This window comes from Sphingomonas melonis, assembly GCF_013409985.1.
Classification (GTDB): domain Bacteria; phylum Pseudomonadota; class Alphaproteobacteria; order Sphingomonadales; family Sphingomonadaceae; genus Sphingomonas; species Sphingomonas melonis_A.
Genome location: NZ_JACCBY010000001.1, coordinates 1241959 through 1266665, shown reverse-complemented (window position 1 = coordinate 1266665; position 24707 = coordinate 1241959). Strand labels below are relative to the sequence as shown.

18 protein-coding genes are annotated in these 24707 nt (G+C 68.3%); 6 read left to right on the top strand and 12 right to left on the bottom strand.

The window, feature by feature from the left end; translation table 11 throughout:
- Positions 1–81: 81 nt before the first annotated feature.
- From HD841_RS06065 to HD841_RS06045, 5 genes are all read right to left on the bottom strand, one after another.
- Entirely contained in the window at positions 82–2169 is a 2088-nt protein-coding gene (locus HD841_RS06065; RefSeq protein WP_179507909.1) for a catalase, read from the bottom strand.
- A 418-nt stretch (positions 2170–2587) separates the two neighbouring features.
- On the bottom strand, positions 2588–3391 hold the full coding sequence (locus tag HD841_RS06060) for a transglutaminase family protein (RefSeq protein ID WP_179507908.1): 804 nt from the start codon (positions 3389–3391) through the stop codon (positions 2588–2590).
- Positions 3391–4326: an alpha-E domain-containing protein gene (locus HD841_RS06055; RefSeq protein WP_179508123.1), complete on the bottom strand. Its 936-nt coding sequence runs from the start codon at positions 4324–4326 to the stop codon at positions 3391–3393. Before HD841_RS06055 ends, HD841_RS06060 begins: the two co-directional genes overlap by 1 nt.
- Before the next feature lie 151 nt (positions 4327–4477).
- Positions 4478–5968 carry a circularly permuted type 2 ATP-grasp protein gene (locus HD841_RS06050; protein ID WP_179507907.1) on the bottom strand — a complete coding sequence of 497 codons (1491 nt, stop codon included), beginning with the start codon at positions 5966–5968 and terminating at the stop codon, positions 4478–4480.
- 349 nt (positions 5969–6317) lie between these two features.
- Positions 6318–8312: a protein-disulfide reductase DsbD family protein gene (locus HD841_RS06045; RefSeq protein ID WP_179507906.1), complete on the bottom strand. Its 1995-nt coding sequence runs from the start codon at positions 8310–8312 to the stop codon at positions 6318–6320.
- Between the two features lie 91 nt (positions 8313–8403).
- Between HD841_RS06045 and HD841_RS06040 the strand changes: the two genes are divergently transcribed.
- Together HD841_RS06040 and panE are read left to right on the top strand one after the other, a co-directional pair.
- The gene (locus HD841_RS06040; RefSeq protein WP_179507905.1) at positions 8404–10074 is read left to right on the top strand and encodes an alkaline phosphatase family protein; all 1671 of its coding nucleotides are present in this window, start codon (positions 8404–8406) and stop codon (positions 10072–10074) included.
- 68 nt (positions 10075–10142) lie between these two features.
- Positions 10143–11066, top strand: a complete 924-nt coding sequence (gene panE, locus HD841_RS06035; RefSeq protein ID WP_179507904.1) for a 2-dehydropantoate 2-reductase — start codon at positions 10143–10145, stop codon at positions 11064–11066.
- Between the two features lie 21 nt (positions 11067–11087).
- Here panE and HD841_RS06030 read toward each other — a convergent pair whose 3' ends face one another.
- A complete protein-coding gene (locus HD841_RS06030) occupies positions 11088–12014 on the bottom strand; it encodes a right-handed parallel beta-helix repeat-containing protein (RefSeq protein ID WP_179507903.1) in 927 nt (308 codons plus the stop codon).
- A gap of 160 nt (positions 12015–12174) precedes the next feature.
- On the opposite strand from HD841_RS06030, the gene HD841_RS06025 reads away from it, so the two are divergent.
- Complete coding sequence (locus HD841_RS06025) at positions 12175–13383, top strand: cation:proton antiporter (RefSeq protein WP_179507902.1); 1209 nt, start codon at positions 12175–12177, stop codon at positions 13381–13383.
- Between the two features lie 166 nt (positions 13384–13549).
- Here the strand turns inward: HD841_RS06025 and metH are convergent, their stop codons facing one another.
- From metH to HD841_RS06005, 4 genes are all read right to left on the bottom strand, one after another.
- Positions 13550–16222, bottom strand: a complete 2673-nt coding sequence (gene metH, locus HD841_RS06020; protein WP_179507901.1) for a methionine synthase — start codon at positions 16220–16222, stop codon at positions 13550–13552.
- A 149-nt stretch (positions 16223–16371) separates the two neighbouring features.
- Positions 16372–17418, bottom strand: a complete 1047-nt coding sequence (locus tag HD841_RS06015) for a homocysteine S-methyltransferase family protein (protein WP_179507900.1) — start codon at positions 17416–17418, stop codon at positions 16372–16374.
- A 175-nt stretch (positions 17419–17593) separates the two neighbouring features.
- Positions 17594–18535, bottom strand: coding sequence for a methylenetetrahydrofolate reductase [NAD(P)H] (gene metF / locus HD841_RS06010; RefSeq protein WP_179507899.1), 942 nt, complete (start codon positions 18533–18535; stop codon positions 17594–17596).
- Positions 18532–19500, bottom strand: a complete 969-nt coding sequence (locus tag HD841_RS06005) for an ArsR/SmtB family transcription factor (RefSeq protein WP_179507898.1) — start codon at positions 19498–19500, stop codon at positions 18532–18534. The genes metF and HD841_RS06005 overlap by 4 nt, the downstream gene beginning before the upstream one ends.
- A 100-nt stretch (positions 19501–19600) precedes the next feature.
- On the opposite strand from HD841_RS06005, the gene HD841_RS06000 reads away from it, so the two are divergent.
- The 3 genes from HD841_RS06000 to HD841_RS05990 are packed head-to-tail and all read left to right on the top strand — an operon-like array spanning position 19601 to position 21098.
- Complete coding sequence (locus tag HD841_RS06000) at positions 19601–19939, top strand: hypothetical protein (RefSeq protein ID WP_179507897.1); 339 nt, start codon at positions 19601–19603, stop codon at positions 19937–19939.
- The gene (locus tag HD841_RS05995) at positions 19939–20151 is read left to right on the top strand and encodes a hypothetical protein (protein WP_257015257.1); all 213 of its coding nucleotides are present in this window, start codon (positions 19939–19941) and stop codon (positions 20149–20151) included. The genes HD841_RS06000 and HD841_RS05995 overlap by 1 nt, the downstream gene beginning before the upstream one ends.
- Positions 20148–21098 (top strand): aldo/keto reductase, encoded by a 951-nt coding sequence (locus HD841_RS05990; protein ID WP_179507896.1) that lies wholly within the window; start codon positions 20148–20150, stop codon positions 21096–21098. The genes HD841_RS05995 and HD841_RS05990 overlap by 4 nt, the downstream gene beginning before the upstream one ends.
- Positions 21099–21475: 377 nt before the next feature.
- Here the strand turns inward: HD841_RS05990 and HD841_RS05985 are convergent, their stop codons facing one another.
- Both HD841_RS05985 and HD841_RS05980 read right to left on the bottom strand, forming a co-directional pair.
- Positions 21476–23068, bottom strand: a complete 1593-nt coding sequence (locus HD841_RS05985) for an isocitrate lyase (protein ID WP_179507895.1) — start codon at positions 23066–23068, stop codon at positions 21476–21478.
- A 136-nt stretch (positions 23069–23204) separates the two neighbouring features.
- Positions 23205–24593, bottom strand: coding sequence for a helix-turn-helix domain-containing protein (locus tag HD841_RS05980; protein WP_179508121.1), 1389 nt, complete (start codon positions 24591–24593; stop codon positions 23205–23207).
- Between the last annotated feature and the right edge of the window lie 114 nt (positions 24594–24707).

Sequence of the window (24707 nt, the reverse complement as noted above, 5' to 3'; positions counted from 1 at the left end):
AAAAGACGTGGCTTATGATCCGGTTAACCGGAGCCAGATCGGGGCGGGCGGCTCAGGACGAGCGCCCGCCCCAGCCGGAGTTTACGCCAGCGTACGCACCTTGGGTTCGCGATCCCAATAGCGCTGCTTCGCCGCCTCGACGAAGCCGCTGAGGTCGGTCACCCCCGCGTCCGCCTCGACGCCGGCCTTGTCGAGCAGCGGCTTGGCCTCGGCGTTGAAGCCGATCGCCTTGAGGTGGCCGAAGGCGTCCATCACCCACTGCACCGCCGCGGCTTCCTTGACGAGCTTGGCAGTCGCCGCCTCCGACAGCAGCACCGCACAGGCGTCGAGCGTCGCCGACGGCTGGCCGAACAATTGCGAATCGGCCGCGACCGACGAGCCGTCCGACAGCGGCACCTTGCCGACCTTGGGCGCGACCAGCACCGCCCGGCCGCCGGCGGCCTTCACCGCATCCTTGAGCGACGCGAGCGCCGCCGCATCGCTACCGTCGGCAATGAGGATACCGACCGACCGCCCTTCCAGCGTGTGCTTCTCGAGCGGCCCGCGGATGATCCGCAGCGCGGGCGACGGGTCCATGTCGAGCACCGGCGCCGCGGTCGGCGACGCTGCGGGCAGGTCCATCGCCAGCCCGTCGGCGACCCGCGCGGCGAGATCCTCGTCGACGTTGCGCAGATTGGCCATCATCGCGGTGCGGACATGCTCCAGCCCGACCTTCGACAGTTCGAACACGAAGGCGGAGGCGATATGCGCCTGTTCCGCCGGGTCCATCGAGCGGAAGAACAGTCGCGCCTGGCTGTAATGATCGGCGAAACTCTCCGGCCGGATACGCAGCTTCTGGCCCTGCTCCTCCGACGGGAAGGTCTTGTAGCCCTTCTCCGCGTCCTCGCGCGCGCCGCCTTCCTCACCGACCTTGGCGAGGCTGTTCGGCTCGTAATTGGCGCGGCCCTTGGGCACCGCCATCTGCATATGGCCATCGCGCTGCTGGTTCATGAACGGGCAGCCCGCCACCGCAGCGCGACCCTTGGCCGAATTGATCGGCAATTGGTGGAAATTGACCGAGCCCAGCCGCGACAATTGCGTGTCGGTATAGCTGAACAGCCGCCCCTGGAGTAGCGGATCGTTGGAGAAACCGATGCCGGGGACGACATGGCTCGGCACGAACGCCGCCTGTTCGGTCTCGGCGAAGAAATTGTCGGGATAGCGGTCGAGCACCATCTTGCCGACGATGCGCACCGGCAGCACCTCCTCGGGAATGATCTTGGTCGCGTCGAGCACGTCATAGGGCTGGCTGTTGGCGAAGTCCTCGTCGAACAGCTGCACGCCGAGCTCCCACTCGGGGAAATCACCGCGGTCGATCCGCTCGAACAGGTCGCGGCGCTGGAAATCGGGATCGGCCCCGGCGATCTTCACCGTCTCGTCCCAGATCGTCGAGGCGAGCCCCGCCTTCGGCTTCCAGTGGAACTTGACGAAGGTGCTCTTCCCCTCCTTGTTGATGAAGCGGAAGGTGTGGACGCCGAACCCCTCCATATTGGCGAAGGTGCGCGGCAGCGTGCGGTCCGACATCGCCCACATGATCATGTGCGTCGATTCGGGCATCAGGCTGATGAAATCCCAGAAGGTGTCGTGCGCGGTCGCCGCCTGCGGATAGCCGCGATCGGCCTCCATCTTGGCGGCGTGGATCAGGTCGGGGAATTTGATCGCGTCCTGGATGAAGAACACCGGGATGTTGTTGCCGACGAGGTCCCAATTGCCCTCGCGCGTGTAGAACTTCACCGCGAAACCGCGCACGTCGCGCGGCGTGTCGACCGAGCCCGCGCCGCCGGCGACGGTCGAGAAGCGGGTGAACACCTCGGTGCGCTGCCCCTTCTTCTGGAACAGGTCGGCGACGGTGATGTCGGCAAGGCTCTCGGTGCATTCGAAATAGCCATGCGCCGCCGAGCCGCGGGCGTGGACGATCCGCTCGGGGATGCGCTCGTGATCGAAGTGGTTGATCTTCTCGCGATAGATTTCGTCTTCGAGCAGCACCGGGCCGCGCGCGCCCGCCTTGAGCTGGTTCTGGTTGTCGGCGATCGGCGTGCCGTGGTTGGTGGTCAGCACCGGATGATCGGCATCGGTGCGCTGATGCGTCTCACCGCCGTTGCCGGGGTTCAGGGCCAGGGTATCGGTCATGAAGGTATCTCGCATCGTGGAGGCTTGCGGTCGCTCAACGAAGCTGATCTGGGTCAGTGCCTTCGCGCAGCAAACTTTCGGGCGGGGCGGCGAATAACGCGGTCCGCAATGCCTCCCCCGCTGGAGGGAGGGCTATCGCACATGAACATTCGCTTGAGTCCGCTACCTTCCAATCCCGCCCCGTCACCCCGGACGTGTTCCGGGGTGACGGACGAGAGGAGGACGCCGATCGAGCCTCATCCTTGCAGCCATATGCGATAGCCCTCCCCGCCGGGGGCAATGCGAAGCATCGACCGAGGGGAGGATGCGGCGAACCTCGTATATGCGGGGACGCCCCCTCCACCAGCTTCGCTGGTCCCCCTCCCCCGCTGCGCGAGGGAGGACGTACAGCAGCTGATACGGTGCCGTTGGCGCCCGACTATTGCGCCGCCGACACGGTTACCGCGACGTCCAGCTCCTCCTCGCCCTCGCCGAGGCGCGAGCCCGCCACCGGCGCCGCGCCCGAGGCATCGAGCGCCGCGGCGACGCGCACGCTTTCCTCCTGCGGCGAGCGGCCGGTGAACGGGTCGAAGCCGACCCAGCCGAGCCCGTCGACATGCGCCTCCGCCCAGCCGTGCGGCGTCGGTCGCAGCGATCCCTCGACGAGGCTGTACCCCGATACATAGCGCGCCGGGATGCCGAGCGACCGCGCCGCGACCGCGAACATCTGCGCCAGGTCGCGCGACGTCGCCGTCGGACGCGCGAACGCCGCCGCCGCGCTCAATCCCGGCTCGGGGCGGGCGCGATCGTGCGCGAAGCGCGCGTGCAGCGCGCGGTTGAGGCCGTGCAGCTTGCCGACCGCGCCATCCGCCGCACCCGTCACCTCCCCCGCAAAGGCGGCGATCGCCGGATCGCGCGGCGTCGCGTCGGTCGCGCGCAGGAACACCGCCGGCGGCAGCGCCTCGGCCACGCCGCGCACGACGCCGTCGGAATGGCTGGTCAGCACCTCGCCGCGCACCGCAATCTCGATATCGGCGATCGGCCCCTCGGCGTAGAGCATGGTGACCGCGTTGCCGAAACCGTCACGACCGCGCCGCATCTTGGCGTCGCAGTCGACGTCGATCCGCCAGCGCGCGACGGTCTGGTCGTGGCTGTTCTCGGGCGTCATGCGCAGCATCTGCACCAGCCGGCTCTGCGGCTCGCTGAAGCGGTAGACGGTGCGGTGATCGATCGACAGGCGCATCAGACGAACCGGAACTGGCGGCCGATCGCCTCGTGCAGCTGGCCGTTCTCGCGGATGAAGGCTTGCAGATATTGGTGCAGGCCGCTGGCGATCACCTCGCCCGAGCGCGTCTTGCCGAGCCGCGCGGCGCGCATCCGCGCCATCCGGTCCGCCTCGCCGTGGCTGCCGGTACGCTCGGCGAGCAGGCCGAGGATGTCGACGGTGATCTCGGACGAGGCGACGAGGCTGCGCGGCAGTTCGCGGCTGGCGATCAGCAGGTCGATGACGTTGGCGGGCGTCAGGCCGTCCGAATAGAGCCAGCGATAGGCGGTCACCGCCGACACCGTCTGGAGGATCGTCGTCCACTGGTCGCGATCGACGACGCCGCCGACCGTCTCGCCCTCGGGCAGCAGGATATGATATTTGACGTCGAGCAGCCGCGCGCTGTTGTCGGCGCGCTCCACCGCCTGCCCGAGGCGGATGAACCAGTGCGACTGGTTGCGCAGCATCTGGTGCACCGCGCCCTCGAAGCCGCGCGTCTCGTTCTTGACCGCCTCGACCAGGCTCAGCGTCGCCTGCGTCTCGCCGATCCGCTGGCGATTCTCGAACACCAGCCAGGCGCGGTTGATCGCGGTCCATGCCTCGCGGCTGAGCGCGGTGCGCACCGCCTTGGCATTGTTGCGCGCGCGGTCGAGGCAACGGATCACCGAGCCGCCGTGACTGGTGTCGAGCGTCAGGAAGCGCACCACGTCGCTCTGCGTCAGCTCGCCGCCATAAGCGGCGAAGTCCGCCTCGGTATCGGTGACCGCGAGCGCCGACGACCACGCCACCTCACCCGCCGGCCGCGACGACATCACGTCGAGCCGCACCGTCGCCTCGATCAGCCGCGCGTAGAAATCGGCGCGCTCGATGTACCGGCCGAGCCAGTAGAGCGACGAGGCGGTGCGCGAGAGCATCATGCCCATTCCTCCCCGGCACGGGGAGGGGGACCAGCGAAGCTGGTGGAGGGGGGGCTCCACAAGCGCCGTCCTATGGGGAAGCCCCCCTCCACCACGCCGCTGCGCGTCGCGGTCCCCCTCCCCGTGCCGGGGAGGATTTTCGCCGCGTTCATGCCCCGAACCCCTGCGACTGCGTCATCCCGCCCATCGACTGGCGCTGGAACGGGCTGTCGGCCATCAGCACGAAACTGTCCTTGGTTCCGCCGCCCTGGCTCGAATTGACCACCAGCGAGCCTTCCTTGAGCGCCACCCGCGTCAGCCCGCCCGGCACCACCTGCACGCCCTTCGACCCGCTCAGCACGAACGGGCGGAAGTCGACGTGGCGCGGGCTGAGGCCGCCGTCCGCCAGCGTCGGTACGGTCGACAGCGCCAGCGTCGGTTGCGCGATATAGCGGTGCGGCTCGGCGATGAGCGCGGCGCGGAACGCCTCGATCTCGGCACGCGACGCGGTCGGCCCGACCAGCATGCCATAGCCACCCGAGCCGTCGACCAGCTTCACGACCAGTTCGTCGAGATGGTCGAGGACGTAGCGCAGCGCCTGCGGCTCGCGGCAGCGAAACGTCTCGACATTGGGCAGCTTCGCCTCGCCACCCGAATAGAAACGCACGATCTCCGGCATATAGCTGTAGATCGCTTTGTCGTCGGCGATGCCGTTGCCGGGCGCGTTGATGATCGCGACATTGCCCGCGGCATAAGCGGCGATCAGCCCGGGCACGCCAAGCATCGAATCGGGGCGGAACACCAGCGGATCGAGATATTCGTCGTCGATCCGGCGATAGATCACGTCGACGCGCACCCGCCCGGCGATCGTCCGCATCCAGACCTGATCGTCGTCGACGACCAGATCGGCCGCCTCGACGAGTTCGACGCCCATAGAATCGGCAAGGAAGCTATGCTCGTAATAGGCCGAATTGAAATGGCCCGGCGTCAGCACCACGCACACCGGCCCCGACGCGGCGCCGCGCGGCGCGACCGACTTCATCGTCTCGAGCAAGCGGTCGGGATAGCTGTCGACCGGCTCGACGCGATATTCGCGGAACAGTTCGGGGCAAAGCCGCACCATCGCCTCGCGGTTTTCGAGCATGTAGCTCACCCCCGAGGGCGTGCGCGCATTGTCCTCGAGCACGAAGAATTCGTCCGGCCCGGTCCGCACCAGGTCGATGCCGCAGATATGCGCCCAGATGCCGTGCGGCGGGCGCATGCCGGCGATCTCCGGGCGGAACTGCGGATTGCCCAGGATGAGGTCTTCGGGCAGCACGCCCTCCTTGAGGATGCGGCGCTCGCCATAGATATCGTCGAGGAAGGCGTTGATCGCATCGACCCGCTGCACCAGCCCTTCGGACAGGCGCGCCCATTCGTCGGCGAGGAAGACACGCGGGACGATGTCGAACGGGATGATCCGTTCGCGCGTGTCGGTGTCGCCATAGACCGCGAAGGTGATGCCGAGCTGGCGGAAGGTGTTCTCCGCCGCCTCCTGCCGCCGGCGCAGTTCGTCGTCGGGCGTCTGCTCCAGCCAGCGCCCGAGGGCGGCCAGTGCCGGACGCGGCGGCGTATCGCCGTCCATCCCCATGATCTCGTCGAACGCCGGTCGTTTCCCCATCGGAACGGTAAAGCCCCCCACGTGATGCAAGTTCCATGCTGCGGGGAAACATTGCGCCGCACAAGAGGCGTTTAAACCGAATTTACTATGCGGGTGCGCCGCCCGGCAGGGCGAGAGTCGTCGTGTATGGCTACGATGATGAGGTTCGATCGCCATCCTCATGAGATCCGTCACCCCGGACTCGTTCCGGGGTCCACCGCGCCGCGAGGGGATGGTGCCGACTCAATCCTTTCTCCTCGCCGCAGAGTGGACCCCGGAACACGTCCGGGGTGACGGGATCGGGATGCAAGGCGACCGCCTCACGCCCATTCATAGGCGATAGCCCCCACCCTCGCGGGGAAGACCTCGCTCAGTGCAGCCCCCCCAGCATCCCCGGCGTCAGCACCTGCGGCAGCACGCGCGGCTCGGCGGCGCCCGGCGCGTAATAGAGGTACAGTGGCACGCCGGCGCGGTTGTGCGCCTGGATAAACCGTCCCAGCGCGGGATCGCCATCGGTCCAGTCGCCGACCAGCACGGCGACCTTGTTCTTCGCGAACGCCGCCCGCGTCGCGGCGGTGTCGATCGACGACGCCTCGTTGACCTTGCACGACAGGCACCAGTCGGCGGTGAAATAAGCGAACACCGGCCGCCCTTCCTTGCGCAACGCCGCCAGCCGCGCCTCGCTGAACGCGTCGCCGCCGACCGCCGCCGGCTTGGCCGCCCCGCCGGTCAGCGCCGCCGCCAGCGCCGCCGGCACCACCAGCGCGGCCAGCGCGAGCGCCCAGCCGAAGCCCTCCCCGCGCGTCTGCCGCCGCCCGCCGAGGCTCAGCACGACGCCGGTGACGACGATCGTGGCCACGCCGATCGCCAGCCCCGTCGCGCCCGCCTGCCGCCACGCCAGCCACAGCAGCGCCAGCACGGTCAGCGCCATCGGCACCGCGAGCACGCGGCGGAACCGCTCCATCCACAGGCCCGGCTTGGGCAGCCGCCGCCGCAGCGCCGGCACGAAGCCGATCGCGAGGAACGGCAGCGCCAGCCCGAGCCCGAGCCCCGCGAACACCGCCAGCGCCGCCGGCCACGGCAGCACCAGCGCCGCGCCGAGCGCCGCGCCCATGAACGGACCCGAACACGGCGTCGCGACGAATGCCGCCAGCGCGCCGGTCGCCACCGATCCCGCCGCGCCGCCATGCGAGGCGAATTGCGGCACCGGCACCTCGAACCGCCCGGCAAGGTTGAGCGTGATCGCAAAGGTCAGCGCGATCAGCAGCACGACGATCCGCGGGTCCTGCAACTGGAACGCCCAGCCGACCACCGACCCGCCCGCGCGCAAGGCCAGGATCAGCCCGCCGAGCGCGACGCACATCAACACCGCGCCGAGCATATAGCCGAGCGCATCGATCCGCGCCGCGCGCTCGTCCTCGCCGCCGCGGGCGAGGTGCAGCGCCTTGAGGCTGAGGATCGGGAAGACGCAGGGCATGACGTTGAGGATCAGCCCGCCGAGCACCGCGCCGGCAAAGGCGAGCAGCGCCGCCGCCCAGCCGCTGCGGTCGCTCGCCTGCGTCACCGTCCCGGCATCGGCGTGGATGCTGAGGCCGAGGTCCGGGCCGATGCGCAGCACGCCGGCGATTCGCCCCTTGGGCGCGCCCTCGGTCGCGATCAGCAGCCGGTCGCCGTCGCGCGTCACCGTCTGCGGCGCGGCATAGTTCACCATGTCCGGCCCGAACGGGAAGAAGGCGGGATTTTCCACCTTCGCCGCGGCGGGCAGCGGCACGGCGATGACGAGCTTGCCATGCTTGACCTGATACGTCCCCGCCGCGTCGAGCGGCTTGGGGATCGCACTGCGCCAGCGGTCGAAATCGGCGCGGTGCGACGGCGCGCCATCGCCGACCGTCAGCTCCAGGCTGAGATCCTGCTGCTCGGGCACGCAGATCGCATTGGTGCAGACGAGATAGTTGATCGCCAGTTTGACCGGCAGCCGCGTGCCCTTCGCCAGCCCCGCGGGCACCTGCACCGTCACCAGCGGCGCATAGGGCGCCTCATAGACATAGTTCATCAGACCGGCGATCAGCAGCGTCGTCGGCACCGGCCATTGCGGCTCGCCGACGACCGCCGTGCCCTTCGGCAGCGTCCAGGCGAGGGACGGCGCGAAGCCCGCGTCACCCGGATTGCGCCAATAGCCATGCCAGCCCGGCGCCGGCCGCGTGTCGATCGCCAGCGTCACCGGCGCGCCGGCGCGGGGGCTCTCGCTCTCCGCCACCAGCCGCATGCCGAGGTGCTTCGGCCCGTCCGCGGGCGCGAGGTCGGCATGCGCCGTCCCCGCCCACAGCAGCGCCAGCGTCATCAGCACGCAACACAGTACGCGCATCGCTCCATCGGCGGCGTGCCGCCCGACCCTAGTTGCCCGATCCATCGCCCGCCGCCATAGCGGCGCCGGCCCCGTAAAACGAGTGTTCCCGATGAAAGCGCTGATCGCCGCCGCCCTGCTCGCCTCCGCCGCAGCCCTCCCCGCCGCCGCCCAGCAGGCGCCCGCCCCTGCCGCGCCCGCGGCGGCGGCGCCCGCGCCCACCCCGGCGCAGGCACCGACCACCCCGCCGCGCCTGATCGTCGCGATCTCGGTCGATCAATTCTCCGCCGATCTGTTCCAGCAATATCGCAACCATTTCACCGGCGGCTTTGCGCGGCTGCTGACCGGCGCCGTCTTCCCCTCGGGCTATCAGAGCCATGCCGCGACCGAGACGTGTCCGGGCCATTCGACGATCCTCACCGGCATGCGCCCGACGCACACCGGCATCGTCGCCAACAACTGGATCGACCAGTCGATCGCCCGCCCCGACAAGACCGTCTATTGCAGCGAGGACGAGACCGTCCCCGGCACCGACCACAACACGTACGTGGTCAGCGACAAGCACCTCAAGGTGCCGACGCTCGGCGAGATGATGAAGGCGGCGCGGCCCGCGACCCGCGTCGTCTCGGTCGCCGGCAAGGACCGCGCCGCGGTGATGATGGGCGGCCACAAGGTCGACGAACTCTGGTGGTGGGACGGCAAGACCTACAGCAGCTATGCCGGCCGCGCCGTGCCGCGCGCGGTGCAGCGCGGGCGCGACGCGGTCGCCGCGCTGATCGCCCGCCCGCAGGAGCCGCTGCCGCTGCCCGGCTTCTGCCAGCCGCTCGACCGGCCGATCACCGTCGCCGGCACCGTCTACGGCCAGGGCCGCTTCCAGCGCGCCGCGGGCGACGCCAAGGCGTTCCGCGTCTCGCCGGCGAGCGACGCCGCGGTCTTCGCGATCGCCGCCGGGCTGATCCAGGACATGAAGCTCGGCCAGGGTCCGACCACCGACATCATCGACATCGGCGCCTCGGCGACCGACTATATCGGCCATACCTACGGCACCCAGGGCACCGAGATGTGCATCCAGATGGACCAGCTCGACCGGGCGATCGGCAGCTTCTTCGATACGCTCGACAACTGGGGCCTCGATTACGAGGTGGTGCTGACCGCCGACCATGGCGCGCACGACATGACCGAGCGGCAGCAGCAGCATGCGATGCCGATGGAGGAACACGTCTCCGCCGACGCCTCGATCAAGGCGGTCGACGCGGCGGTGTCGGCCGCGCTCGGCCTCAAGGGGCCGGTGCTGATCGGCGCCGAGGGCGACGTCTATCTCGCCAAGGGCCTGTCGCCGGCGAACCGCGCGCGCGTCCTTGCCGAGGCGCAGAAGCGCTTCGCCGCACAGCCGCAGGTCGCCGCCGCCTTCACCAAGGCGCAGATCGCCGCGCAGCCGCTCGCGACGACCCCGCCCGAGACGTGGACGCTGCTCGAACGGGCCCGCGCCTCGTTCCATCCCGACGTCTCGGGCGACCTGCTCGTCCTGCTCAAGCCGCGGGTGACGACGATCGAGAATCCGGGCAACGGCTATGTCGAGACGCACGGCTCGCCCTGGGATTACGACCGCCGCGTGCCGATCCTGTTCTGGCGCAAGGGCATGGCGGGCTTCGAACAGCCGCTCTCGGTGGAGACGGTCGACATCGCCCCGACGCTGGCGGCGACGATCGGCCTGCCGGTCAAGGGGCTCGACGGGCGGTGTCTCGATCTCGATCCCGGCGCGGGCGACACCTGCGCGCGGTGAGGCGAAGGGAAGCCGTCGCCGTACGGCCGAGGTCATCGATTGGCGCGGCATTGCGATAGGGAGGCAATATGCGGTTGCTCGTCTTGGGCGCGGGCGGGGTCGGCGGTTATTTCGGCGGTCGGCTCGCTGGCGCCGGGGTTGATGTTCACTTTCTCGTCCGCCCGACGCGGGCCGAAACATTGGCCCGTGATGGTCTGGTCATCACCAGCCCGCTGGGCGACCTGCATATTCCGGTCACGACACGGACGATGGTGGATGCGCCGTTCGACGCGGTACTGTTGAGCTGCAAGGCCTATGATCTTGACGACGCGATCACCGCGATCGCACCGGCGGTTGGCCCGTCGACGCTGATCCTACCCCTGCTGAACGGCTTGCGGCACCTCGATCAACTCGATGAGCATTTCGGGCGAGACCGCGTTCTCGGCGGTTTGTGCCAAATCGGCGTGAGCCTGAACGGCGACGGGACGATCGTCCATCTCGATACGTTGCAACGCTTCGTCTTCGGCGCACGATCCGAGCCGCCTGCCGGAACCTTGACAGCACTGGCGCACCTCTTGGAGCGCGGCGGTTTCGCCCCGGTATGCAGCGATAACATCATGCAGGAGATGTGGGAAAAGTTCACATTTCTCACGACCTACGCCAGTATGACGACGTTGATGCGAGCGCCCGTCGGCGCCATTCTAACCGCAACAGACGGCGAATCGCTCATGCATGAGGTGTTGGCGGAATGCATCGCCACCGCAACCTCTCAGGGGTTTCCGCCGCGTCCGGATGCGATCGCGCGGATGCTCACCGCGCTGACCGACCGCAAGTCGCGGGGGACGGCGTCGATGTTTCGCGACATGACGAACAACGGCCGCACCGAACACGACCATATCATCGGCGACATGCTCGCTCGGGCTCAATCCGCCAGTGTATCTGCTCCCGTGCTACGCGTCTGCTTTGCGAACATGCAAATCTACGAGACGATCAGGCGTGGCGCGTCGGCATAACACGACGGCAGACCTCTTCGCTTACCGCGTCTCGAACATCCTGATCCCCGCCCCCAGCCGGTTCGCGCCAACCGCCAGCCGCTCGTGGCTCAGGTCCGCGACGAACGCCGGGTTGCCGGGCGCGCCCGGCGCCAGCCGCGCGTCATTGTCGGCGATGCGCAGGCCCGCCGACCGATAGGTCCTCGATTCCGCCGCGACGACGATCAGGCCGCTGCGATTCTCCTTGCCGCGCCCCTGGACGAAGGTGTTGCGCGCGATCAGCCCGCGCGCGCCGTCGGGCAGGTCGATCATGTAATTGGTCTTGGCCCCGGCGCTATCGTCGAAGCTGTTGTCGGTGATCGTCACCTCGGGCACGCGCAGCTTGACGTAATGGCCGCCGGTGCCGCGCTCGAAGCGCGAGCGGGTGATCGTCACCTGGCCCCGGTTGGCGAGATAGATGGCATGCGCGCAACCGGGCGACTCGTCGCACTGGCCGAGCCCGGCGAAGGTCGAACGGTCGATCGTGATCCGCTGCCCGGTCGGCTCGCCGCCAAGGATGCCCTCCTGGCTGTCGAGGAACATCGCGTTGGTGACGGTCAGGTCGCCCATTTCGGTGCGGATGCCCGCGCCATTGCCGTCGGCGACGCGATAGCCGCGGAACACCAGCCCATCGACCACCGATCCCTGCCCGCGCAACACCAGCGCCGCCTTGTCCTCGCAGGTCCGCTGCTCGAAGATCGCAGTGCCCGGCGTCACCGCCTGGAAGGTGATCCGCCCGCCCTGCTGCACCGCGCATTGGCGGTAGACGCCGGGGGCGATGCGGATCGTCGCGGTTCCCATCCGCACCGACGACACCGCCGCCTGCAGATCGTCGAAGCCCTGCCCGGTCTCGGCGATGGTGAACGGCTTGCCGCTCTGCGCGAAGGCCGGGGCGGCGAGCAGCGCGAGCGCGAGGATCATACGGGTCATGCCCGCATCCTATCGCCTGCCGGCGGCGGCCGCCGCTGCGATCGGGGGCGAATGTGTCCCGGAATGAACCGCGACCATGGGGTGATTGCGCGCGCCGCCGGCGATCGGCTATCGCGGCCGTAACGATAAGGCGGCCGGGGGGCCGCTACGGGAGGGCAGAATGCACGGCATGTCACCGACGGAGGTCTTCCTCCTCGCGATCCTCATCATCTTCACCTTGCCATGGCTGGTGTGGCGCGTCGGCCGCACCGATTATTGGGCGCCCCTGGTCGTCGTCCAGATCATCGGCGGCATCCTGCTCGGGCCGGGCGTGCTCGGCGCGATCTTCCCGGACTATTACGCCTTCGTCTTCACCGCGCCGACGATGAGCGCGCTCAACGGCATCGCCTGGTGGTCGGTGATGCTGTTCGTCTGGGTGGCGGGGCTCGAACTCGACCTGGGCGAGGCGTGGCGCCGGCGCCGCGAGACCGGGGTCACCGCCGGCCTGGCGCTGGGCGTGCCGCTCGTCGCGGGCAGCGTCGCGGCGCTGATCATGCTCCGCTTCCCCGGCTGGCGCGGCGTGGCGGGGGCGGAATGGCAGGTGGTGCTCGGCATCGGCATGGCCTGCGCGGTCACCGCGCTGCCGATCCTCGTGCTGCTGATGGAAAAGCTCGACATCCTGCGCGAACCGCTCGGCCAGCGCGTGCTGCGCTATGCCAGCCTCGACGATATCGCGATCTGGGGCGTGCTCGCGCTGATCCTGCTCGACTGGGAGCGGGTCGGTCGGCAGGGCGGCTTCCTGATCGGCTTCGCGATCGCCACCTGGGCGATCCGCAAGCTGCTGCTCAGGCTCGCCGAGAACGACCGCTGGTATGTCGGGCTGATCTGGCTGGCGCTGTGCGGCTTTGCGGCGGACTGGGCCGGGCTGCACTTCATGGTCGGCGCGTTCCTGGCGGGCGCGGTGCTCGACGCGCATTGGTTCGGCGAGGCGCGGATGGATCGCTTCCGCCAGACCATCCTGCTCGCGGTGATGCCGGTCTATTTCCTCTCGACCGGCCTGAAGACGCAATGGGGCGTCGGCGGGGCGACGGTGTTCGCCGCGGCGGCGCTGCTGCTCGCCGCCTCGGTCGGCGGCAAGCTTGCCGGCATCCATCTCGCCGGCCGTATCCTCAAATGGCCCAAGGGCGATGCCCGCGCGATCGGCTGGCTGCTCCAGACCAAGGCGCTGATCATGATCATCTTCGTCAACATCCTGTTGGACAAGAAGATCATCACCAACGAGACGTTCACCGCGCTGCTGCTGATGGCGGTGGCAAGCACGATGATGACGATCCCCATCGTCGCCCCGATGCTCAAACGCGACCCTGCGCTGAAGAAGCGGGGGTTCTAGGCCAGATCGACACGCAGCCCGATCCTCCCCGCCAGGGGAAGGGCCATCGCCTATGGCTGCAAGGATGAGGCTCGACCGGCTTCCTCCTCTCATCCGTCACCCCGGACGTGTTCCGGGGTGACGGCGTGGATGGGGCAGCGCCGGCGCTCGAACCGGGCGCCGCCCTTCAGTCGAGGTTCGGCCGCAGCCAGCGTTCCGCCTGCGCGACGTCCACCCCGCGCCGCGCGGCATAATCGACCACCTGATCCTGCCCGATCCGCGCCACGCCGAAATATTCCGCCTGCGCATGGCCGAAGTAGAAGCCGCTGACCGCCGCGGTCGGCAGCATCGCGAAGCTCTCGGTCAGTTCCAGCCCGGCATTGCCCTCGACGTCGAGCATGTCGAACAGCATCCGCTTGAGGCTGTGCTCGGGACAGGCGGGATAGCCCGGCGCCGGCCGGATGCCGCGATATTGTTCGCGCACCAGCGCCTCGTTGGTGAGTTGCTCGTCGGGCGCATAGCCCCACAGGTCGCGACGGACATGCGCGTGCAGCGCCTCGGCGAACGCCTCCGCCAGGCGATCCGCCAGCGCCTTCAGCAGGATGTCGTTGTAATCGTCGTTGTCCGCCTTGAACCGCGCGATATGCGCGTCGATGCCGTGGATGCCGACCGCAAAGCCGCCCATCCAGTCGCCCGCCGGATCGATGAAATCGGCGAGGCACATGTTCGCCCGCCCCTCCCGCTTGGCGATCTGCTGGCGCAGGAACGGCAGCCGCACGCTCGCCTCCTGCGTGCGGTCGAGATTGGGGATGTGGAAGCCTTCGGGAATGCTCGCGCCATCGGGGCTGCGATGCGCTTCGCGATGCTCGGTATAGACCCAGACGTCGTCGTCATGCCGATGGCACGCCCACAGCCCGGCGACGCCGCGCGCGGTCAGCCATTTCTCGGCGATGATCGTATCGAGCATCGCCTGCGCATCCTCGTACAGGCCGGTCGCACTGGTCCCGACCACCTCGTCGGTAAGGATCGCCGGGAAATTGCCGGCAAGCTCCCAGGCGCGGAAGAACGGCGTCCAGTCGATATACTGGCGCAGGTCGGCAAGGTCCCAATCGTCGAACACGTGCACGCCCGGCTTGGCGACCGGCGGTGCCTTCAGCGCCATGTCGGCGACGAAGCCGCGCTTGCGCGCCTCGGCGAGCGGCAGCAGGTCGTTCTGCCCCTTGTTGGCGCGCGCGAGCCGCACCTTCTCGTAATCCTCGGCGACGCTGGCGACATAGGCGTCGCGCTGCGTGTCCGACACGAGCGTCGTCGCGACGCCGACCGCGCGGCTGGCGTCGAGCACATGAACGATCGGCCCGTCATAGGCGGGCGAGATGCGCAGCGCGGTATGCACCTTCGACGTCGTCGCGCCGCCGATCAGCAGCGGCATCGTCATGCCGGCGCGCTTCATCTCCTCGGCGACGGTCACCATCTCGTCGAGGCTCGGGGTGATGAGGCCCGACAGGCCGATCATGTCGGCATCATTCTCGTTCGCCGCCTCGATGATCTTCGACCACGGCACCATCACGCCGAGGTCGACCACGTCGAAGCCGTTGCACTGGAGCACGACGCCGACGATGTTCTTGCCGATATCGTGGACGTCCCCCTTCACCGTCGCCATGACGATCTTGCCCTTGCCCTTGGCGCCGGGCTCCTTGGCGGCCTCGATGAACGGCAGCAGGTGCGCCACCGCCTTCTTCATCACGCGCGCGCTCTTCACCACCTGCGGCAGGAACATCTTGCCCGATCCGAACAGGTCGCCGACGACGTTCATCCCGTCCATCAGCGGCCCTTCGATCACCTCGATCGGCCGTGCGAACTGCTGGCGGCATTCCTCGGTATCGTCGACGACATGCGCGTCGATGCCCTTGACCAGGGCATATTCGAGCCGCTTGACCACCGGCAGGCTGCGCCATTCCGCCGCCGCCTTCTCCGCCACCGCATCGGTGCCGCGATACTTCTCCGCCAACGCGACGAGCCGGTCGCCCGCCTCGGGATCGCGGTTGAGGATCACGTCCTCGCAGGCGGTGCGCAACTCGGGATCGATCGTGTCGTAGACGTCGAGCTGGCCGGCGTTGACGATCGCCATGTCCATGCCCGCCGGAATGGCGTGGTAGAGGAACACCGAATGCATCGCGCGGCGCACCGGCTCGTTGCCGCGGAAGCTGAACGACAGGTTCGACAGGCCGCCCGAGATATGGACATGCGGGCAGCGCGCCTTGATCTCGCGGCACGCCTCGATGAAGTCGACGCCGTAATTGTTATGCTCCTCGATCCCCGTCGCGACCGCGAAGACGTTGGGATCGAAGATGATGTCCTCGGGCGGAAAGCCGATGCCCATCAGCAGCTCATAGGCGCGCGAGCAGATCTCGACCTTGCGCTCCTTGGTGTCGGCCTGGCCGACCTCGTCGAACGCCATGACGACCACCGCCGCGCCATAGGCCATGCACTTGCGCGCATAATGGAGGAACGCCTCCTCGCCTTCCTTCATGCTGATCGAATTGACGATCGGCTTGCCGGACACGCATTTCAGCCCCGCCTCGATCACGTCCCACTTGGACGAATCGACCATCACCGGGATGCGCGCGATATCGGGCTCGGCCTGGATCAGCTTGAGGAAGGTCGTCATCGCCTCGTGCGCGTCGAGCAGGCCCTCGTCCATATTGACGTCGAGCACCTGCGCGCCCGCCTCGACCTGCTGCAGTGCCACCGCGACCGCGGCGGGATAGTCGCCGGCCATCACCAGCTTCTTGAAGCGCGCCGAGCCGGTGACATTGGTGCGCTCGCCGATATTGACGAACTGGGCGGAGGAAATGGTCATCGGTTTCTCTCAATTCCTCCCCGGCACGGGGAGGGGGACCAGCGCAGCTGGTGGAGGGGGCTCTCCGCAAACGATACCTCTGGTGGAGAGCCCCCTCCACCACCCGGCTGCGCCGGGCGGTTCCCCTCCCCGTTCCGGGGAGGATTTTCCTAGGCTGCCATCGTGAACGGCTCCAACCCGGCGAGCCGCGTCCGCACCGGCGCGACCGGCACCGGCCGCGGCGCCACGCCCTGCGCCATCTCGGCGATCGCCTTGATATGCGCCGGGGTCGAACCGCAGCAGCCGCCGAGCACGTTGACCTGCCCCGCCTGCGCCCATTCACCGACCAGCCCCGCAGTGGTCGCCGGCGCCTCGTCATAGGCGCCGAGCTCGTTGGGCAGGCCGGCGTTGGGATAGATCATGATCAGCGTGTCGCAGATCTCGCTCAGCGTCTTCACATGCGGCCGCAACTGCTCCGCGCCGAACGAGCAATTGAGTCCGATCGTCAGCGGCTTGGCATGGCGCACCGCATGCCAGAACGCCTCGACGGTATGGCCCGACAGGTTGCGCCCCGACAGGTCGGTCAGCGTCATCGACATCATGATCGGCAAGTCGCGACCCAACGCGTCCCCCGCCTCCAGCGCCGCCATGATCCCCGCCTTGGCGTTGAGCGTGTCGAACACCGTCTCGATCAGGACGAAGTCGGCGCCGCCCTCGACCAAAGCGTCGATCTGCTCGCGGTACACGTCCTTGAGATAGTCGAAGTCGATCTCGCGATAGCCGGGATCGTTGACGTCGGGCGACAGCGACAGCGTCTTGTTGGTCGGCCCGATCGCGCCGGCGACGAAGCGCGGCCGCCCGTCCTTCGCCTGGAACTCGTCCGCGACGCGGCGCGCCATCTTCGCGCTCTCGACGTTGATCTCGCGGACCAGATGCTCGGCGCCGTAATCGGCCTGGCTGATCCGGTTAGCGGAGAAGGTGTTGGTCTCGGCGATATCGGCGCCCGCCTCGAAATAGGCGCGGTGGATCGACTCCGGCACCTCGGGCTTGGTCAGCGCGAGGATGTCGTTGTTGCCCTTCTGGTCATGGCTCAGCTCGAGCGTACCGGCATAGTCCGCCTCCGACAGCTTCCAGTTCTGGATCTCGGTCCCGAACGCGCCGTCGGTGATCAGGATGCGCTTGGCGGCTTCGGCCAGGAATGTGTCGCGTATGGTCATGCTACGTCCGATCTCAACTTAAATCCTCCCCCGCAAGGGGGAGGTGGCGCCGCGAAGCGGTGACGGAGGGGGAGGAAAGGGTAGAGCGTCATAATAGGTCTTCCGCCCTTTCCTCCCCTTCCACCACTCGGCTGGCGCCGAGCGGTCCCCCTCCCCCTGGCGGGGGAGAAATTATTTACGCCGCCGCGACGTTCGCCACCGGCTTCGATCGCACCCCCAGCAGGTGGCAGATCGCGAACGCCAGCTCCGCCCGGTTGAGCGTATAGAAATGCAGCGACTTCACCCCGCCCGCATAGAGCTTGCGGCTCAATTCCGCCGCCAGCGTCGCCGCGACCAGCTGCCGCGAGGCGGGATGATCCTCCAGCCCGTCGAACAGCCGCGCCATCCACGCCGGCACCTCCGTGCCGCACATCTTGCTCATCCGCACGACGCTGGCGAAATTGGTCACCGGCATGATCCCCGGCACGATCTCGGCATCGATCCCCGCTGCCGCCACCTGATCCCGATAGCGGAAGAACGTCTCCGGCTCGTGGAAGAATTGCGTGATCGCGCGCGTCGCGCCGGCGTCGAACTTGCGCTTCAGATTATCGATATCCGCCGCCATGTCCGGCGAATCGGGATGGCATTCGGGATAGGCCGCCACCGAAATCTCGAACGGGTGCAGCCGCTTGAGCCCGGCGACCAGGGCCGCCGCATTCTCATAGCCACCCGGATGGCTGGCGAACTTCGCGCCCGCCGCGGGCGGATCGCCGCGCAGCGCGACGATATGGCGTACGCCGGCCGCCCAATATTCCTCGGCGACCTGATCGATCTCCTCGCGCGTCGCCTCGACGCAGGTCAGATGCGCCGCCGCCGCGAGGCTCGTCTCGCGCTGGATGCGCGCCACCGTCGCATGCGTCCGCTCGCGCGTCGATCCGCCCGCGCCATAGGTCACCGAGACGAAGCTGGGGGCGAGCGGTTCGAGCGTGCGCACCGCATCCCAGAGCTGCTCCTCCATCTTCTCGTTCTTGGGCGGGAAGAATTCGAACGAAACGTCGATATCCCCCGCGACGTCCGCATAGAGCGGCGCCTTGAGCGCGATCTGCGCCTCTTCGAGCTGGTTCACCGAAATCGTCATGCCACCCCAACCTGTTTTAAAGGCACTTCACGCAGGCTCGCGCCCGATTTGCGTCCGAGCCACAATGTCACCGTCAATTCACCGCCCTTGAGCGTTTCGGTCCGTGCGAGGGCGAGCCCGGCATTGCCGAACCAGCCCGCGATCTGATCGTCCGCAAAGCCCAGCCGGGTATGCGCGTCGCGCGTCCGCAGGTCCTCGCGGTCGTGCGGGGCGAAATCGACGATCAGCAGCCGCCCGCCCGGCCCCAGCACCCGCGCCGCCTCGGCGATCGCCGCGCCGGGCTGCTGCGCGAAGTGCAGCACGTGGTGCAGGATCGCGACATCCGCCGCCCCGTCCGCCATCGGCAGCGCGTACAGGTCCGCCTGCCGCAACTCCGTATTCGCGCGGTCGTGCAGCTTGGCGCGCGCCAGCCGCAGCATCTCGGACGAACGATCGATCCCCAGCGCGGTTTCCGCCTGGTCGCCGAACAGTTCGAGCATCCGGCCGGTGCCGGTGCCGATGTCGATCAGGCTGCCGAGCGGGCCGTCGCCGAGCACCTGCGCCATCGCCGCCTCGACCTCGCTCTCGGCGACATGGAGCGAGCGGATCGCATCCCATTCGTCGGCATGGCCCTCGAACCATTGCGCCGCGCTGGCCGCGCGATCGGCGCGCACCGCGGCGAGCCGTGCCGCATCGGCGACCGCCCAATGATCGGGCTCGCTCTTGTGCCACTGGTCGATCGCGGTCGCGACCGGCCCGGTCGCCGCCGCCCGCCCGAGCGCGACGAACACCCAGCTGCCCTCCTTGCGCCGTTCGGCGAGGCCGGCGTCGCAGAGGATCTTCACATGGCGGCTGACCCGCGGCTGGCTCTGGCCGAGCACCTGCGCCAGCTCGCCCACCGACAGCTCCATCGTGCGCAGCAGCGAGAAGATGCGCAGCCGCGTGGCGTCGGCTAGGGCACGGAAGATATCGAGCGCGAGGGTCATGTCGCATCAACATATAAAGATATCTTTATATGAGGTCAACGCGGACCCGAACCGGCCGCACCGCGTTTGCGCGAGGTTAGTGACCTTTTCGGAGATTATCATGAAGCGCCTGCTGATCCTCGCCGCGCCGCTCGCGATCGGCCTCGCCGCGTGCAGCCAGAACACGCAGAACGAGACCGCGGAAGCCGCCAACTCGATCGCCGCCGACACCGAGGCGACGACCCGTAATGCGGTCCGCGATGTCGATGCCGCCACCGATCAGGCCTTCGGCTCGGCCGAGCGCCACATCGACAATGCCGGCGACCACCTCGACAATGCCGCCGACCGGACCGACGACAGCCTCGACCGTGCGGGCGATGCGATCAGCAACGGCGCCGACCGCGCCGCCAACGCGACCGGCAACGCACTGGAGCGGGCCGGCCGTTCGCTGAAGAACTGATGATCCCGGGGGACGGCCGCGGGATGCGCCTGCTTGCTGCGGCCGCCCTTCCCCTCGCGCTGCTCGCCGCCTGCGCGCGCGGCGGCAGCGACGATCCCGGCGCGGTAACCGCCGACGAAGCCGCCCAGCTCAACGACGCCGCCGCGATGCTCGACGCCAACAGCATCGATCTCGACGCCGTCACCTCGAACGATACGGACGCCCAGCCATGACCGACACGCGCCGCTTAGGCTCCACCGACCTCCGCATCGCCCCGCTCGTGCTCGGCGGCAACGTCTTCGGCTGGACCGCCGATCGCGCGGCGAGCTTCGCCGTGCTCGACGCGTTCGTGGCCGGCGGCGGCACGATGATCGACACCGCCGACGTCTATTCCGCCTGGGTCGACGGCCATCAGGGCGGCGAATCCGAGACGATGATCGGCGAATGGCTGAAGGCGAGCGGCAAGCGCGATGCGGTGCTGATCGCGACCAAGGTCGGCATGCTCCCCGGCGAGGGCGGCGAAAAGCTCGCCCCCGCCCGCATCGCCGCGGCGGCGGAAGCGTCGCTCAAGCGGCTCGGCACCGACCGGATCGACCTGTATTACGCGCACCAGGACGACGACAGCGTGCCGCAGGACGCGGTGCTGGAGGCGTTCGGCAAATTGATCGACGCCGGCAAGGTCCGCGTGATCGGCGCGTCCAACTTCCACGCGGCGCGCTTCAAGTCGGCGATCGACGTGGCGAACGCACACGGCCTGCCGCGCTATCACGTCCTCCAGCCAGAATATAATCTGGTGAGCCGCCACAAGTTCGAAGGCGAGTTGCAGGATTATTGCGTCACCGAGAACATCGGCGTGCTGCCCTATTACGGCCTCGCCTCCGGCTTCCTCACCGGCAAGTATCGCAGCAAGGCCGATCTCGGCCAAAGCGTGCGCGGTGGACGGATGACCGAACTGCTCGAGGGCAAGGGCGCCGACGTGCTCGCCGCGATGGACGGCGTCGCCGAGGAGACCGGCGCCAGCCACGCCCAGATCGCGCTCGCCTGGCTGATGGCGCAGCCCGGCGTCACCGCCCCGATCGCGAGCGCGACGAAGGTGGCGCAGCTCGAGGAGTTGCTGCCGGCGATGGAACTCGAATTGAGCAAGGACCAGCTTGAACGCCTGACCAACGCAGGCGCGTGATGCAGGCGGCGGTCACCCCGCCCTACCCATCACTCCGGACGTGTTCCAGGGTCCACTCTGCGCCCGGGGGAATGGTCGGCGTGGATCGCAACCTGATGCTTCGCGACGCCTTTTCTGAAAGGGCTTGCTCGCGCGAAGGCGCGAAGGTGTCGCGCTTGGGATAAGCGGGGCCCGGTTACAAAAGCCTGATATAGCGGGTCGCAACTGCGGCCGGCGCAACACCTTCGCGTCTTCGCGTCTTCGCGTGAACCGATGCTTCTCCTCTATGCAGATCGCCCCCGAAAGCGTGAGCCGCTCTCCCCGCCGCAGGGTAGCCCCCGGAACAAGTCCGGGGTGACGGGAGCAGGGGCGGGCAACTCGATCCCGCCCCCCGGTCGTCACGCCGCGAACTGGTTCATCGTATTGTGCGCCCCGCCCGCCTTGAGCGCGGCCTCCCCCGCAAAATACTCCTTATGATCGTCGCCGATGTCGGAGCCGGACATGGTCTGGTGCTTAACGCAGGCGATGCCTTCGCGGATTTCGCGGCGCTGCACGCCCTCGACATAGCCGAGCATCCCCGCTTCGCCGAAATACGCCCGCGCCAGCGTATCGGTCGACAGCGCCGCGGTATGATAGGTCGGCAGCGTGATGAGATGGTGGAAGATTCCCGCCCGCGCCGCCGCATCCTTCTGGAAAGTACGGATGCGTTCGTCCGCCTCGGCGCCCAGTTCGGTCGCGTCGTACTCCACCGACATCAGCCGCGCACGATCATAGCCGGCCATATCCCGTCCCGCCTCCGCCCAGCCGTCATACACCTGCTGGCGGACGTTGAGCGTCCAGTTGAAGCTCGGGCTGTTGTTGTAGACGAGCTTGGCGTCGGGCACGACCGCGCGGATGCGATCGACCATCGACGCGATCTGCTCGATATGCGGCTTCTCGGTCTCGATCCACAGCAGGTCGGCGCCGTTGCGGAGCGCGGTGATACAGTCGAGCACGCAGCGGTCCGCCCCCGTGCCCTCACGGAACTGGAACAGGTTCGACGGCAGCCGCTTCGGCCGCAGCAGCGTGCCGTCGCGGCTGATGACGACATCGCCGTTGCCGACATCGCCGACGTCGATCGCCTCGCAGTCGAGGAAGCCGTTATACTGATCGCCGAGATCGCCCGGCGCGGTCGAATAGGCGATCTGCTTGGTCAGCCCGGCACCGAGCGAATCGGTCCGCGCCACGATGATCCCGTCGTCGACGCCCAGTTCGAGGAAGGCGTACCGGCAGGCGCGGATCTTCGCGAGGAAGTCCTCGTGCGGCACGGTGACCTTGCCGTCCTGATGGCCGCATTGCTTCTCGTCGCTGACCTGATTCTCGATCTGGAGCGCGCAGGCCCCCGCCTCGATCATCTTCTTGGCGAGCAGATAGGTCGCCTCGGCATTGCCGAAGCCGGCGTCGATATCGGCGATGATCGGCACGACATGCGTCTGATAGCCGTCGATCGCCTGCGTCAGCCGCTGCGCGTCGACGGCATTGCCGGCGGCGCGGGCGCGATCGAGATCGCGGAACAACTGGCTGAGTTCGCGCGCATCGGCCTGGCGAAGGAAGGTGTAGAGTTCCTCGATCAGCGCCGGCACGCTGGTCTTCTCGTGCATCGACTGGTCGGGCAAGGGCCCGAACCCGCTGCGCAACGCGGCGACCATCCAGCCCGACAGATAGAGATAGCGACGGTCGGTGGTGCCGAAATGCTTCTTGATGCTGATCACCGTCTGCTGGCCGATGAAGCCGTGCCAGCAACCGAGCGACTGGGTGTAGGCGGCCGGGTTGGCACCGTAGGCGGCCATGTCGCGGCGCATGATCGCCGCGGTGTAGCGGGCGATGTCGAGCCCGGTGCGGAAGCGGTTCTGAAGGCGCATCCGCGCGACCGCTTCGGCCTGGATGCCGTCCCACGTCGCTCGCGCGCCGATGAGTTGGTCCGCGGTACCGATCTGCTGCTGGTAGGTCATAGGCGCATCCTCGCTTGGGCGTGATGCAAGCATGTGTACTGAAAGTGACACGGCAATCCGCCGATCCTGCGGTCATTTTTGCGTCGCCGTGTCACATCGGCAGGGAAAATGCTGTCCTATTGTACGGATGTTTTCATCAGTCGCCGGCGAAGGTGAAGCCCGACACGCCACGATCCCGCTCGTTGATCAGCAGTGCCCGTCCTGCCGGCGGCGCCGACCGCTGCGGGCAATCGGTGCGATGGCAGGCGCGGCAGCCGAGACCGATCGGCGTGGCGTCGCCCTTGAGATCGACGCCACGCGCCACCGCCAGCGCGCCGCCGAGTTCGGCCGCGACGCCGATCCCCACGGCGAACTCCGCCAGCACCCCGCCATAGCGGCGGCGCTGCGGCGTGACGGTGCGCGCGATCGTCAGCCAGCGCGCGCCGTCCTCCAGCTCGACCAGTTGCACCGCAAGGCTGCCCGGCCGGTCGAAGGCATGATGGAGCCGCCACAACGGGCACCGCCCCTCCGCCTCGGCGAGCGGCGAGGCGCTCGCCCCGGAAAAGCGCTTGGAACACTGGCCGGCGCGATCGATGCGGATCAGGAAGAACGGCAGACCGCGCGCGCCGACGCGGTGCAAGGTGGTCAGCCGGTGCGCGACCTGCTCGAACCCCGCCCCGAACCGGCGCTGGAGCAGTTCGAGATCATAGCCGGTCGATTCGCACGCCCGCAGGAAGCGCGCGTAGGGCATCATCACCGCCGCCGCGAAATAGCTGGCGAGGTGGCGGCGGAACAGCCGCTCCGCCGAACGGTCGGCGAAATCGGCGCCCTTGGCCAGCGCATCGATCTCCGCCCGCGCCTCGATCTGCGCGAGCTGATAGGCGGCGGCGAAGGTCCGCGACGCCGAGTCGAGCACCTCGCTGAGCTGCAACTGGCGCGCGTGGAGATCGAGGCGGCGCAACAGGTCGGGCATGACGTCCATCGGCAGGATACGGATGGTGAGCTGATGCTTGACGCGCAGCCGTTCGGCGATCGCGCCGTACAGATCGCCCGCTCCCAGCCGCAGCTCGTCGGCCAGCGCCTCGGCAAGGCTGTCGAGGTCGGCGAAATGGCCGCGCCAGCGCTCGATCGCGCGACGCACCTCGGCGACCGGATCGACGCCGCCGGACACGCCGCTGCCGCCGCCGGCACCGAGTCGGTCGTAGGCGCGCGCGAATGCCTCCGCCCCGCCGGGCGCACCGGCAAGCCATTCGCCGACCTCGTTGCGGTCGATCTCCAGGTCGGCGAACATCGGGTCTGCCAGCCGCCGCCGCATCGCCGCCTCACCGCCGCCCGGCTCGCCGGCGGTCAGCGCGCGCGGATCGAAGTCGTAGGATTCGGCCAGCTTGACCAGCAACGTCGCCGACAAGGGCCGTTGATTCCGCTCGACGAGGTTGAGATAGCTGGATGAAATGGCGAGCGCCTCGGCCATCGCCGCCTGCGTCAGCCCCGCCTGCCGGCGGAGCCGGCGCACCGCATGGCCGGCAAACAATTTACGCTCCGCCATCATCGCTCCTCCACCCGATCGAGGATCGGGTACGGCGGCCAACTTGTCAATTCCTTACAGCTATACACAACGCCCTGTCCGTCCGGTGGACAAGATGACCCTGCATCGGCCGCG